Source organism: Bacillus cereus, from assembly GCF_015071065.1.
Classification (GTDB): domain Bacteria; phylum Bacillota; class Bacilli; order Bacillales; family Bacillaceae_G; genus Bacillus_A; species Bacillus_A cereus_BA.
On record NZ_VOVA01000003.1, the window covers coordinates 330,111 to 343,889 of the forward strand.

Genomic DNA, 13,779 nt, shown 5'->3' on the forward strand with positions numbered 1-13,779 from the left:
CTCTTTTTAAATTGTTTCATACGTTTGGTATTCTTCTTTTCCTAGCGCCAGCTTTGCCTTCATGCGATCTTCTTCTCTTTGGAAGCTAATTCTAAGCACCCCAAGTAATCCTTCGCGGGCTTCTAATATTTGCAAGTTTGTAATACTAATTTCTTCTTCTGCTAAAATACTCGTAATATGAGCTAAAGCCCCTATTTTATCTAAAACATCGACGTATAAGTCGTGATAGGCAGGAATTGCGCCCCTCTTTCGTACTGGTAAAGAATCACGGTATTCTTTTGCGTCAGCAAAATAGCTTTGTATTTCTCCTGCATCTCCTTTAGAAACCGTCTTATATAGCTCTTCCATTTCTGAAATCCATTCTTCTAATAGTTCCAATAAATGCCCGCGATTTTGCTTTACGATATCACTCCACATTTTCGGACTACTTGATGCAATGCGTGTTATATCTTTAAAACCGCCTGCCGCTAGTTGATGAATAAGCGGATTATCCCCAGCATGTTTCTCAACTTGTTTTACTAATCCTGCTGCTATTAGATGGGGAAAATGGCTAACAATTCCTGTTACATAATCGTGTTCTTTTGTATTTAAAACAAGAAAATGCGAGCCTGTTCCTTTTAACCATTCTTTAAGCTCGTCTACTTGATTAGTTGGCACGTGATTCATTGGCGTTAAAATGTAAAATGCATTTTCAAACAAATGCGCCTTTGCACTTTCAACGCCAGTTTTATGAGAACCTGCCATCGGATGTCCGCCGATAAAAGAAACTTCCTTTGATAATAAAGCTTCTGCTTCATTCATAATTGTTCCTTTTGTACTTCCTACATCGGTAACAATAACATCTTCTCGTAAATGGAATGATGCAAGTTTGTGTAATAACTTTTTCGTTTCTTCAACTGGAGAGGCAAAAATAATTAAATTTGCCTCTTCACATGCTCTTTGTAAATCTACTGCTACTTCGTCAACTACATGTAATTCTTTCGCGCGCTCTACTTGTTCTTTAAATATGTCATAACCGATAATCGTTACATCGTGCTCTTTTTTAATCGCTAATGCAAGAGAGCCTCCTATTAATCCAGTACCGATTAATACTACCTTTTTACACATTTGCCTCATCTCGAGACTTACCTTTTTTATTTTCAAAGTGTTGTTTTAACACTGAAATCACTCCTTCATTTTGTTCCCTAGTTCCGATTGTAATACGGACGCCATTTGGAAACGAACGAATAATAAACCCAGCGTGCGCGCAAGATTCATAAATTTCTCCAGCATCATCTACTGGCAAGAAGATAAAGTTCGTTTGCGACGGATAAAACGGGATTTCATTTTCTGTACAAAAACTTTCGTACTGTTGTAATCCCTCTTCGTTAACACGTACGATTTCTTCAATAAACGCTTCATCACTAAAGGCAATCGTTGCCGCTTTTTGTGCTAATGAAGACACGTTAAACGGCAAACGAACGACATTTAATTTCTCGATTAATTCTTCTTGTCCAATCGCATACCCAACGCGAAATGATGCTAAACCGTACGCTTTAGAAAACGTTCTTAAAATAAGAAGGTTTTTATGTTTTTCTAATAGTGGTAACGTCTCTGGGAAATCTTTCGCGGTTACGTATTCATAGTATGCTTCGTCAATGACAAGTAACGTCTTTTCACTAACTCCCTCAATAAATTGAGTCAATTTTTTCTCATCAATATATGTGCCTGTCGGATTATTCGGATTACAAATCCATACGATTTTTGTATATTCATCAACTGCTGAAGAAATTTCGTCTAGATCATATACACCGTTATTTAAAGGAACTTCTTTCACTTCACAGCCTTCAATAATTGCATGATGACGGTACTGAGGGAATGTCGCGCCAGCAGTTACGATATTATCTCCTTTACAGAGCACTGCACGGCTTATAATTTGAATGACTTCATCGAGCCCACTACCACAAAGCACTTGTTCCATTTGCACTTGTAATTTCTCTGCAATCGTTTGACGGAGTGTTGTAGCACCTCCGTCAGGATATAAAGCATGTTCCAACCATGACTTTTGTAATTCTTCTAAAACACGTGGTGAACAGCCAAATGGATTTTCGTTTGATGCTAACTTAACAAATGAATGATTCCCGTATACTTCTTTCATTTGCTCTGGTGATTTACCTGGTTTATACGGTTGTAATGACGATAATTGATCCTTTACTTGCATGTTAAATCCACCTTTTCATTAAAATTCTTTTGCGTATTTGTTATGTTGCGAAATGTTTTGCTTTAGTAATTCCATGCGATCTTTTCCAAATTGTTCGACTAGTGCATCTGCAAGTTCCCACGCAATAACAGCTTCAGCTACAACCCCTGCTGCTGGTACTGCACAGCTATCAGATCTTTCAATACTCGCTTGAAATGCTTCTTTCGTATCAATATCTACGCTTGCTAACGGTTTATATAATGTAGGAATTGGCTTCATTACACCTCTTACTACAATTGGCATACCTGTTGTCATACCGCCTTCTAAACCGCCCGCATTATTCGTTTTTCTCGTGTATCCTTTTTCTTCATCCCACATAATTTCATCGTGCACTTTACTTCCCGGCTGTCTTGCCGCTTCAAAACCAATTCCGATTTCAGCACCTTTAAATGCATTCACACTCATAATAGCACCGGCAAGTTTTGCATCTAATTTACGGTCGTAATGAACGTAGCTACCAACTCCAATTGGCATACCTTCTGCAATTACTTCAACAATACCACCGATTGAATCTCCGCTGCTTTTCGCATCATCAATCGCATCCATCATCTCTTGTTCTACTTCTTTATCTAAACATCGAACAGGTGAGTTTTCAGTAATCGTTTGAATTTCTTCTATCGGCAAGTGAGTAATAGGCTTCGCTTTTACTCCGCCAATTTCAAGAACATGCCCTGCAATTTCCACACCTAACTCTTTCAAAATTTGCTTCGCAACTGCACCAGCAGCTACACGAACTGTCGTTTCTCTTGCAGAAGAGCGCTCTAATACGTTTCTTATATCACGATGGCCGTATTTAATGGCTCCGTTTAAATCCGCATGTCCTGGACGTGGTTTCGTTATGGTACGTTTCATTTCTTTACTTTCTTGCTCCGAAATCGGGTCTGCACCCATTACTTTCGTCCAATGTTTGAAATCATCATTTTTTACGATTAACGTAATCGGTGAGCCAAGTGTCATCCCGTGACGTACACCACTTACAATTTCAACTGTATCTGTTTCAATTTGCATGCGTCTTCCGCGTCCATGCCCTTTTTGTCTTCTTAACAATTCTTTATTAATATGTTCCGCTGCGAGTGTTAAACCTGCTGGTACACCTTCTAAAATAACTGTTAACTGCGGACCATGTGATTCTCCAGCTGTAATGTATCTCATTTCTCTTGCCCCTTTACTATTTTTTTGTACAAAAAAGTCCCTACTGAGCGCTCAGTAGGGACGATGTTTATCGCGGTACCACCCTAGTTGTAGACAACTGTCGTCTACCTCTCTTCTTCTTTAACGATCGTTTGACCGTCTTTCCCTTCAAAAGTTGGCGGGAAAGATGCTCCAAGGCTGTAATTCATGCTTACCTTTGTACTGATTCACACCGGCCATCAGCTCTCTTTAACAGTGAGATAAGCACTACTGTTTCCTCTTCAGCGCATATATGATATGGAATTAAGACAATTTATTTTTGAAACTTTTTAACTCATCCATGAATCTATGGAATTCTGGAATATCCATTTGTTGTGCAGAATCTGATAACGCAACTGCTGGATCCGGATGAACTTCAGCCATTACTGCATCTGCTCCAATTGCAAGTGCCGCTTTCGCTGTTGGTAATAATAGATCTCTACGTCCAGTTGAATGCGTCACATCAACGATAACTGGTAAATGTGTTTCTTTCTTTAAAATTGGTACTGCTGAAATATCTAATGTGTTACGTGTCGCTCTTTCGTATGTGCGAATACCGCGCTCACAAAGAATAATTTGGTCGTTACCTTGCGCAATAATGTATTCCGCTGCGTTAATGAACTCATCAATTGTTGCTGCTAATCCACGTTTTAATAATACTGGCTTGTTAACTTTACCTACAGCTCGTAGTAAGTCAAAGTTTTGCATGTTACGTGCGCCAACTTGAATTACATCAACGTATTCTAATGCCATTTCAACATCATTCGGATTTAAAATTTCACTAATAATCGCTAAGTCGAATTCATCTGCTACTTGGCGTAAAATTTGTAATCCTTCTACTCCTAAACCTTGGAAATCGTATGGAGATGTTCTCGGTTTAAAAGCACCACCGCGCATTAATTTTAAGCCTTGGTCTTTCATCGCTTGCCCTACTTGGCGAACTTGCTCTAAACTTTCTACCGCACAAGGTCCCATAATGAACGTTTGTGTTCCGTTTCCAATCAATTCACCTTTAACATTAACAATTGTATTTTCTTTTTTCTTTTTACGTGAAACTAGTAATGCTTTACGGTTATCATCTTCTTGTAATTCTAAGCTTGCTTTGAAAATCGTTTTGAAAATATGTTGAACCGTTGACGTTTCGAATGGTCCTTCGTTATGCTCTGCGATCATATCAAGCACTTCACGCTCACGTACTGGATCAAAACGTTTCGTACCTTGTACTTGTTTTTGCTCCCCAATTTTTTGAACGATTTCACCGCGTTTGTTTAAAAGGTGTAATAGTTGTAAGTTAATTTCATCTACCTGTTTACGTAATTGATCTAATTCATGATTTGCCATTTGGAAATCCTCCTCTAATGTTTTAAAAGTATAGTAAGAGAATGTAAAATTCTCTATTTTCTGAACTGATAAATTATACAAATTCTTCGTGGAATCGATACCTCTTCTTATTTTAAACTAATAATTACCATAAAGACACTATCTACTAGTTAAAAATCACTTTTTTTGTACAAAAAAGCCCTACTGATCCAATCAGTAGGGACGATATTTATCGCGGTACCACCCTAGTTGTAGACTTCTTTCGTCTACCTCTCTTCATTGTTAACGATCATCTGACCGTCTTTCCCTTCATAAAGACAATACTATCTTTACTACGAAAAAGATGCTCCAGGACTGTAATTCGCTCTTGTTTTTGTACTGGTTCGCACCAACCACCAGCTCTCTGTTACAGGGAAACAACAACTACTCCTTTTCCTTTCAACGCATATATATTTTATTTTCAAGTTGGACCATTAAAATACAAAAAGTCCCTACTGAATAAATCAGTAGGGACGATATTTATCGCGGTACCACCCTAGTTGTAGACTAACTTTCCGTCTACCTCTCTTCACTGTTAACGATCATTTGACCGCTTTTTCTTCATAAAGACAATACTATCTTTACTACGAAAAAGATGCTCCAAGACTGTAATTCATGATTATCCCTGTACTGGTTCACACCAACCACCAGCTCTCTGTTACAGTAAGACTAACCACTACTGTGATCTCTTCATTGCACTTTGTTTATTCAAATGTTTTTGAAATTGAATAAGTATGATTCGTATTATAGAACGCTTTTCAAAACACTGTCAACAACTTTTTATTTATTTTTTAAAATTCCGTTTTCGCCCTATGATTCCTCTTGTAAATTCCCCATAACAATTCCGATACGGATTATTTCATTTTCAAGTAAATGTAAAACACATTCCTCTACTTCATATTGGATTAACAATTCTTTTATTTGTATGATTTCATTTTCAAGTAAATCGGCTTCCTGACATGTTTGCAGTAAAATAAAAAACACGTTTGCAAACATTTTTTTATGCGCTTTCATACTCTCTTTCTTATCAAGCATTTCGATAAATAACTGCTTCATTTCCTCCCCCGTACATTTTCCATTTACACCCGAAAATGTACGAGACATAATACATAATCCTTTTTCTAAAATTTCATCCATGTATAAAATAATGCGTAAAAGCATTACATATTCTCTCGTTTTTATCTCGCCCATTTTTGGTCGTTCTCGTAAAAATATACTGAGCCAAGCTGTCCAAAATTTTTGTTGTTCTTTTACACTTAGCGTTTTGACGTAATAGCATAAATACTGCATGAACTTAATTTTATTTTCTTCATTTTCTTGTATGAGTAAAGGATATAACCAATCTGTTTTTTGCTCCCAATACAGTACACATTTAATAAATACAAAGCTTAGCCACTTCAAAAAAGCTTCCCTCGTATGCGGATGTAATACTTCCAAATGTTCTACCGCATACTTAATAAATCGCTTCATCTCTGTAAATAAAGGTAAATTTATTTGCGTGTAACATAAGCCCGCCCACGCATATTTCGTAATTTCATTTTCCTTCTTTAAATCTAAGTACGGTAACATATATTTTCGGCACCATTGCTTCTCAATATGATATAAAAATGTAATATCTGCTATTAAACGAGCACACATAAGGTTTGTCCGTTCTGAACTAACTCTTACTTGTTCTTCAAACAAAAATAAATATTCATACACATTACGATCGTATAAATGATCATATGATAACAGTTTTAATAATACAGCTGTCATTTTCCCGACAGGATGCTGAATCGATTCATTGTAAAAGTCTTGTTTTCCAAGCTTAAAATCTGTATCGCTTTTCATAACTTGAGGAAATACTGAAAAAGCAAATCGTTTTACAACCCGTATACTATTCTCCTCTAACTCTTCTAATCGATTACTAATTTCATATAGAAAACTACTAATTAGCCAATGAAAGGCGGTATTTCTAACAAATTTCTGCAATAGCGGAATAATTTTTGGGATTTGCTCATTTGTCAGTCCCCGGTTATTTCGCCACTCTCTTATACAAACGAACCATACTTCATTACTTATTTCATGTACACCTACTAATTGGTATGCAAATGAAATACTCCATTCTGTATTCAATTTACATGCTTTCGATAACATCTCTAAAAAATGGCGTTGTTCAAAAAGACCGTCTTGAGAAAATTGACGAACTTGCTTCATAATTTCATCGTCTTTCAGTTGCAATAATCCATCAGCAGTTACATTACAAGTAATGCTTTGTTCTGTAGTCTCTTTCTTTTGTACACTGTATCGATCAGAATTGAAATGAGGATGTTTTTGCTTCATTAACTCATATCCTTTTGCTGTAGCTGGACTATTCGAATCATAAGTGAATAATACATCTAAGACTAAACAAACATCAAATGCCCTCTCCTCTACAAGACGCTTCATTACAGTTTGAATGACTTCTTCCTTTGTTTTTTCTAAAGAATGTGCGTAATGATTTTTTAAAAGTTGAAAAACTTCGTGTTTATATGTGACATCTAAAAGAAATCCTTCCTGTAACAACCATTTCATTTTGTCATCTACGCTAACAAATATATTTTTATTCATCGCATCAATTGCAATTCGCTTTTGAAGTACACTATTCGCTTCTATCATTTCTGTAATATAATAATTCGCTTTTTTCTCATTGTTTTCACACAAATAGGTTAGACACTCTTTTACAATTTGAATTAAAAATGCAAGGTCATTTTGATGAAACTCTTTCTCTACATTTTCCTTATCTCTTTTTTTCAGTGCTGTTTGTCTTAATGACAATATTCGCATCTTCTCTAATCCCATCATCATAATTGGAACAGCGTAATAAGAGATATGCGGTCTCATTTTCTCATTCCAAATTTGCTCCACATGAGAAAAGGTAGACACTGGTAAACGACTCGATTCCTCGAGTTCAATTGATTCTTGCGTATCATTTCCCCACTTTCTTTCACGCTTCAACTTAAGTTTTCCGTCCAAAATAAACGTGAGTAACAATAAAGCAATTTCTTTATGCTCAGGAAAAGAACATTTTTGAAGTAAGTAAGAGATTTTTTCTATAGATCTACTATCTTTTTCAGCTGTTTCTAATAAAAGAAGTGTCCACCTTGCAAACAACAACGGGTCCATCTTGATCTTCGTTTCGTTTAAGTAGCTACAAATCGTTTTCCATAATAATGGAGATATTTTAGAATGATTTTTAAAAATCAATTGAAATAATTCTTTTTGATGACTAAAAAGAAATTGTTCTACTAACCATTCTGCAAGTAACTCATCTACTTCATCATAGTTTGGCGTAAGTAAAAATAAATTTTGTAATTTCCCTTCTGCTTCAAGCCATTCGACCCATTCATAATCACGGGCAAATTCAACGAAGTACCGAACAGTTTCAATTTTTTTTATTGACTGTTTTATATAGGATAATTGCTCCTGCTCTACTGATGGAGGTACGGTTACAATATCACGAATACGCATTCTTTTCGTAATATAATTATCCCCCATTAATTCCGCCCAACGTTTCACCGCTTTGACAAGGGACTGATGATTATTTGCTTTATTCGGATACACAATCGGTCTTATCCCTAAATGTTCCCAGTGGTACGTATTTTCCCCTTGTGCGACAAATGCATAACGCCTTGTACTTGGTGGTAAACCAGTTGCTAAATATTTCATTACTGGGTCATTATGGCTATATCCAACGAATAAAACGGTGTAATTTGAGAATAAATCAACTAAAAATCGTCTCGCCCATCCTTCTGTTAAGTAAGCCCTTCCAAAATCACCATCTGTTAAAATTAAAGCTTCTTTTTCCTGTTCTATATTGCCATGTATGTAAGCCAGCCCTTTAAACGCTCTACCTGTAGGTAAAGCAGGTGCGTAATAAACGTTTAATTCTCTATTCATTTCTTTCATCACAGTTGTAAAATGTCGATCAAAATTTGTCGTTACAATGCGGACTTCTGTATCTAAAGGAAACAACCTCGGAATTGCATAATGAAGCGGATTTGGTTTTGACTTTTCTATATGAACTAGATCTCTTGCAACTTGATGTACATCTTTCGTTTTCGCAATTTTACCGAGATAATAATCGTGGGGTTCTGTCATCTCACGCCTTTCGACATATAAAGCTTTCGAAATTTCATCAACTAAATCATCGAAATTCGGTAAGTTTGATTTCCCCTTCATAGAAACTCCTGCTCCAACGAATAATACTAACTTCCCTTGTTCAAGGTGATCGATTAACTCATCTGGAATTTCTACTTCTGAAGTAATCCACATCTAGATCCCCTCCTTACCTAAAAATGTCATATACTCTCATTTTACTATAACATTTTTTTATTGTTTTTTTAATATTTAGATAAAAATTCGAACATGAAAAAGTTTTATCTAAATAAATCAGTTACAATGTATGAACGCCCGAATTTATTGCAAAACTATGTATAAATCGGAGGTGTAAATATTGAATGATTTTACTGTAGTACTTATCAAATTTATTTCGTGTATCATCGCTTTTAGCATTGGACTCGCTTTATTTTTCCCTGCAACGTTCGTCCAAATTATTTCCTTCAGTCTCTTTGTAACAATCGTATCTTATATGTTCGTTGATAAAATTATTTTAAATCGAATTGGCAATACTGGTGCCATTATGACAGATTTCTTACTAACGTATTTAAGCGTTTGGATTTTCGGTAATATTTTATTAGACAACTACATGCAAATCGCATGGGGCAGTTTCCTTTCCGCTATTGTCTTTACATTATCTGAAGTAATCGTTCATCGCTTTTCTAATTCTCGCACACAACATAACAACGATAGCATTCGTATTAATCGCCGATTTGCATATGGTACGGAGTTTGCTGAAGAACAGAATGTGTTGGATAAAGATAAGAAGAAGTAAAGTTTCGATGAAGGAGCCCCCTTTTTGATTATGTGGTGCTCCTTTTTGTTTTTTTGTGATTTTAATACGGTGAATGAAATTATTTCAAAGATTTTTTGAATATATCTATCGTAACTCTACTTATATCAACGATTCGACAAGAAATATCGATTTATCGTCAACGTTTGATATCCTATCTTCAAATAAAAAAGCTGCCCCCCATTAAGAGACAGCAACTTCTGTAATTACGCTTTTACTTTTAAATCTTTTAACGTAATAACATCTGCAAATGATCCAAATACAACATTATGATGTTTTACAATATCTTCAGCACGCAATACATCTGTATCAAACGTGCTATGGGCATCACTTACTAACGTTACTTTATACCCTTCACTAAACGCTCTGCGCGTTGTCGTATCAACACAGTACTCTGTTTGCATTCCTGAAATAATAACATGCTCAATGTCTTTTCCTTGTAACACTTCGTTTAAATTTGTCTTATAGAATGAATCTGGAGTCGTCTTTTCAACGACAAGATCCCCTTCTTGCGGTGCAATCGCCGCATGTACTTTCCAGCCATCTGTATCTTTTTCTAACGGATGATCTTTTGGCCCGTTATGTTGTACATAAATAACCGGAATACCATTCGAACGACATTCCCCAATAAGTTCTTGCAACGTTTCTAAAAACTTTTCCCCATTATGTACTGGCATTCCTGCTGTATACATACCCGCTTGCACATCAATTACTATTAATGCTTTTTTCATTTCACACAGCTCCCTTTGTTTGTATAAGCCATTACATATTCATTATAATGCTTTATATTCCACCATCCAACAATCTTCTAAATCCCCTTCATGCAGTTCATGTTTCTTTAGTACTTTCACCTTTTTAAATCCGCATTTTTCATAACACTTTATCGCACGTTCATTATTTACTCTCGGATCCATCGCGATTGCTTCTGCTCCTAAGTTCTCCATAATGTATGTAATTGCTGCTTGAACAAGTTTTGTTCCAATTCCTTTTCCCCAAAAAATCGGTTCACCGATGAATTGGTCCATGCCCCATACATTTTGTGATTCTTCATATCCATATAAAGCTTTCCACTCAGTATCAACAGGATACATTTGTATGTAACCGATCGGCACGGCATCAAATTCTATTAAACATCTTTTTTCATGACTGTTTGGATTATGTATAAAATGATCAAGTACTTTTTCTACAGATTGCGGATTATCTCGTCCTTCGTAATACTGCAGGACTTCTGGTTCTGTTAACCATTTTGAAATGATAGGTGCATCGTTTTCTATTACATACCTAACCGATACATTTTCTTTTTGAAATAGCATGTGGTACCTCTTATAAATTATTTATATTTTTTCTTAAAGTTAAATCTTTAATTGCGCCTATTAACGCATTTGGTAGTAATGTTATCGCAAAAAACGCTGTGAATAAATTAAACTGAGGGACTTTATATGGAGTGAACCATTCCGTGAAAAATTGAGAATGTAAAATTCTATTAAAAAATTCTCCTCCTGGTCTAAAGTTTGGTGCCCATTCGGCAACATCACAAATTATAAAAATAAATTGCACAATTATAAATGCCCCTAAATAACGAAACCAATTTCACTTCCAAATCGGCTGCGCTTTATTTAATTTATTTTCCATCTATCTCCCACCTTTTTTATTCCCATCAAATTGATTATACACTTCCCTTGCAAATTTTGTTAAAATCTTCTATATATTCAAAGGTGTTGGGGGGAAATATATTATGTCTAATCCTATACAAAAATCAACTTTAATTATCCTTAGGGGAAACTCCGCGAGTGGCAAAACAACAATCGCAAAGGAATTACAAGAACATTTCGGGCAAGGAACACTTCTAGTCTCTCAAGATGTCGTGCGTAGAGATATGTTAAAAGTACACGACACGATGGGTAACTTATCTCATGATTTAATCTTTGAAATTACGAAGTACGGAAAAGGAAAATGTGAATTTGTTATTTTAGAAGGTATTTTAAACAGTCGTAGATACGGTGATATGCTCAAAGAATTAATACATTATTTCAAAGGCAACGCGTATACATATTATTTCGATTTATCATTAGAAGAAACGATTAGACGACATAATACAAGAGAAAAACGGCATGAATTTGGTGAGGATGCATTACAGAAATGGTATAGTCCGCACGATACGATTGAAGTGAATGGAGAAACTGTTTTTACAGATGGTTTCACGCAAAAAGATATATTTCATGCAATTCTTAATGATGTTACGATACAAGTGTCATATTTAATTTAAGTTTTGGTGCAGATTTAACAATGTCAGACCAACAAAGTTTTCCAATGAAATTACACTATCTCAAAAAATAAAAGCCAGTCTCAATAAAGAGAACTGACTTCTTTTTGGATAACTATCGTTATTATAGAACTTTTACTTTAACAGTTTGTCTTCCCCAATTCATAGCTTTACTTTTTGAACCCATTAAAACATCAATACGATTACCTTTAATTGCACTACCAGTATCACCAGCGATTGCTTCACCATAATTTTCTACCCATACTTTTGATCCTAATGGAATTACTTTCGGATCAACTGCGATAATTCTCATATTCGGATTTCCCGTTAAATCATGCCCCATCGCAGTTAAAACGCGTCCACCATATGTACCATTTTCACTTGGATCAGCAGTATAAGCTGTCGCTACTACCGTTAATTCACGTTTAGCAGACTGTGTGTTATTTTTAGATACTTCTTGTGTCTTTGTTGATTCTTTTGCTTTCGCTTCTTCTTTCGCCTTTGCTATTTCTCGTTCCTTCGCTTTTGCTATTTCTTGTTCCTTCGCCTTTGCTATTTCTCGTTCCTTCGCTTTTGTTATTTCTTGTTCCTTCGCTTTTGCTATTTCCTGTTCCTTCGCTTTTGCTATTTCCTGTTCCTTCGCTTTTGCTATTTCCTGTTCCTTCGCTTTTGCTATTTCTTGTTCCTTCACTTTTGCTATTTCTTGTTCCTTCGCTTTTGCTATTTCTTGTTCCTTCGCTTTTGCTATTTCCTGTTCCTTCGCTTTTGCTATTTCCTGTTCCTTCGCTTTTGCTATTTCCTGTTCTTTCACATCTTCTTTCGCTTTTGTTACTTCCTGTTCTTTCACATCTTCTTTCGCTTTTGTTACTTCCTGTTCTTTCACATCTTCTTTCGCTTTTGTTACTTCCTGTTCTTTCACATCTTCTTTCGCTTTTGTTACTTCCTGTTCTTTCGCATCTTCTTTCGCTTTTGTTACTTCCTGTTCTTTCACTTTTGCTATTTCTTGTTCTTTTTCTTTCGCTTTTGATGCTACCTTAACTTTTGATGCTACCTTAGCTTTTGCTACTTCCTGCGTTTTCGTTTCTTCCTTTACTTTTGCTACTTTCTGCGTTTTTGCTTCTTCCTTTGCATTTACCACTTCTTGCACTTTCGCTACTTGCTTCGTTTTCTCTTCGGATTTCTTTTCAATCGGTGCTGTACTTGATAGGAAAGAAACATTTGCATAAGCTGTTTTTCCTTTATACTCAAATTGTAGCCATCCGTCTTTTACTTGATGAGTTGATTCAATTACATCATCTTTTTTCAGTCTGCCAAGAATTTCTGATTCTGTGTTTGCTTCCGAACGTACATTTAATAGGTTTGCTGTTACATGATAAATATCTTTTGTATACTCCGAACTTACAAACAATTCTTTACCATTTAAATCAATTTTTGACCATCCTTCTTCAGTATGTATGACCTTTAACTTTTGTCCTTCTTTTACTTTTTCGACAACTTTTGATTCCGTAGTTGGCTTTTCACGTACGTTGAGTACATCCGCTGTTACGATAGTTTCTGCGATAGCAGATGTGGTAAAAGCCCCCAATCCAAGAACTGTTGCTGTTGCTGCGCCAATTATTTTTTTCATATTAGCCTCCATTGCGTTTTTTTGAGTTCTATCAAATACTTCCATAAAATTAGGTGATTTCATGGAATATCAAAACATTCGCAACCATATATTGATACCGCTTAATATATCGCTATTAGAACCCTTTACTTCAATAGTATCAAATTCTCATTTTTAATTCTATAAATTATAAATCTCCTTACCTTATATAA

Annotated in this window: 10 protein-coding genes, 1 pseudogene and 3 other annotated features; of the genes and pseudogenes, 2 read left to right on the forward strand and 9 right to left on the reverse strand. The window is 35.6% G+C overall.

Annotated features, from left to right (window positions below):
• Positions 1-6: 6 nt before the first annotated feature.
• The 5 genes from tyrA to FT637_RS12440 all read right to left on the reverse strand — a co-directional run bounded on the left by tyrA (position 7) and on the right by FT637_RS12440 (position 9,061).
• Entirely contained in the window at positions 7-1,107 is a 1,101-nt protein-coding gene (gene tyrA / locus FT637_RS12420) for a prephenate dehydrogenase (protein WP_193646714.1), read from the reverse strand.
• The gene (hisC, locus tag FT637_RS12425; protein WP_193646556.1) at positions 1,100-2,200 is read right to left on the reverse strand and encodes a histidinol-phosphate transaminase; all 1,101 of its coding nucleotides are present in this window, start codon (positions 2,198-2,200) and stop codon (positions 1,100-1,102) included. The genes tyrA and hisC overlap by 8 nt, the downstream gene beginning before the upstream one ends.
• Before the next feature lie 18 nt (positions 2,201-2,218).
• Positions 2,219-3,391 carry a chorismate synthase gene (gene aroC, locus FT637_RS12430; protein WP_193646557.1) on the reverse strand — a complete coding sequence of 391 codons (1,173 nt, stop codon included), beginning with the start codon at positions 3,389-3,391 and terminating at the stop codon, positions 2,219-2,221.
• 53 nt (positions 3,392-3,444) lie between these two features.
• Positions 3,445-3,664: a binding site (T-box leader), on the reverse strand.
• A gap of 9 nt (positions 3,665-3,673) precedes the next feature.
• A complete protein-coding gene (locus tag FT637_RS12435) occupies positions 3,674-4,750 on the reverse strand; it encodes a bifunctional 3-deoxy-7-phosphoheptulonate synthase/chorismate mutase (RefSeq protein ID WP_193646558.1) in 1,077 nt (358 codons plus the stop codon).
• A gap of 194 nt (positions 4,751-4,944) precedes the next feature.
• Positions 4,945-5,180 (reverse strand) — a binding site (T-box leader).
• A 54-nt stretch (positions 5,181-5,234) separates the two neighbouring features.
• Positions 5,235-5,471 (reverse strand) — a binding site (T-box leader).
• A gap of 107 nt (positions 5,472-5,578) precedes the next feature.
• The gene (locus FT637_RS12440; protein WP_193646559.1) at positions 5,579-9,061 is read right to left on the reverse strand and encodes a DUF4020 domain-containing protein; all 3,483 of its coding nucleotides are present in this window, start codon (positions 9,059-9,061) and stop codon (positions 5,579-5,581) included.
• Between the two features lie 181 nt (positions 9,062-9,242).
• On the opposite strand from FT637_RS12440, the gene FT637_RS12445 reads away from it, so the two are divergent.
• Positions 9,243-9,680 (forward strand): YndM family protein, encoded by a 438-nt coding sequence (locus tag FT637_RS12445; protein ID WP_193646560.1) that lies wholly within the window; start codon positions 9,243-9,245, stop codon positions 9,678-9,680.
• 224 nt (positions 9,681-9,904) lie between these two features.
• On the opposite strand, the gene FT637_RS29885 is transcribed toward FT637_RS12445, so the two are convergent.
• The 3 genes and pseudogenes from FT637_RS29885 to FT637_RS12455 all read right to left on the reverse strand — a co-directional run bounded on the left by FT637_RS29885 (position 9,905) and on the right by FT637_RS12455 (position 11,330).
• Positions 9,905-10,429, reverse strand: coding sequence for a cysteine hydrolase family protein (locus tag FT637_RS29885; protein WP_227493776.1), 525 nt, complete (start codon positions 10,427-10,429; stop codon positions 9,905-9,907).
• Positions 10,430-10,471: 42 nt separating this feature from the next.
• On the reverse strand, positions 10,472-11,011 hold the full coding sequence (locus FT637_RS29890) for a GNAT family N-acetyltransferase (RefSeq protein ID WP_227493777.1): 540 nt from the start codon (positions 11,009-11,011) through the stop codon (positions 10,472-10,474).
• A 10-nt stretch (positions 11,012-11,021) separates the two neighbouring features.
• Positions 11,022-11,330, reverse strand: a pseudogene (locus tag FT637_RS12455) (YfzA family protein).
• Positions 11,331-11,433: 103 nt separating this feature from the next.
• Here FT637_RS12455 and FT637_RS12460 point away from each other — a divergent pair.
• A complete protein-coding gene (locus FT637_RS12460; protein ID WP_193646561.1) occupies positions 11,434-11,964 on the forward strand; it encodes a kinase in 531 nt (176 codons plus the stop codon).
• Between the two features lie 121 nt (positions 11,965-12,085).
• Here the strand turns inward: FT637_RS12460 and FT637_RS12465 are convergent, their stop codons facing one another.
• On the reverse strand, positions 12,086-13,588 hold the full coding sequence (locus tag FT637_RS12465) for an SH3 domain-containing protein (RefSeq protein WP_227493778.1): 1,503 nt from the start codon (positions 13,586-13,588) through the stop codon (positions 12,086-12,088).
• Positions 13,589-13,779 lie beyond the last annotated feature (191 nt).

Coding starts and splice junctions, on each gene's coding strand:
- FT637_RS12435 (WP_193646558.1), bottom strand. CDS start 4,750: ATGGCAAATCATGAATTAGATCAATTACGTAAACAGGTAGATGAAATT.
- tyrA (WP_193646714.1), bottom strand. CDS start 1,107: ATGTGTAAAAAGGTAGTATTAATCGGTACTGGATTAATAGGAGGCTCT.
- FT637_RS29890 (WP_227493777.1), bottom strand. CDS start 11,011: ATGCTATTTCAAAAAGAAAATGTATCGGTTAGGTATGTAATAGAAAAC.
- FT637_RS12460 (WP_193646561.1), top strand. CDS start 11,434: ATGTCTAATCCTATACAAAAATCAACTTTAATTATCCTTAGGGGAAAC.
- hisC (WP_193646556.1), bottom strand. CDS start 2,200: ATGCAAGTAAAGGATCAATTATCGTCATTACAACCGTATAAACCAGGT.
- FT637_RS29885 (WP_227493776.1), bottom strand. CDS start 10,429: ATGAAAAAAGCATTAATAGTAATTGATGTGCAAGCGGGTATGTATACA.
- FT637_RS12465 (WP_227493778.1), bottom strand. CDS start 13,588: ATGAAAAAAATAATTGGCGCAGCAACAGCAACAGTTCTTGGATTGGGG.
- aroC (WP_193646557.1), bottom strand. CDS start 3,391: ATGAGATACATTACAGCTGGAGAATCACATGGTCCGCAGTTAACAGTT.
- FT637_RS12440 (WP_193646559.1), bottom strand. CDS start 9,061: ATGTGGATTACTTCAGAAGTAGAAATTCCAGATGAGTTAATCGATCAC.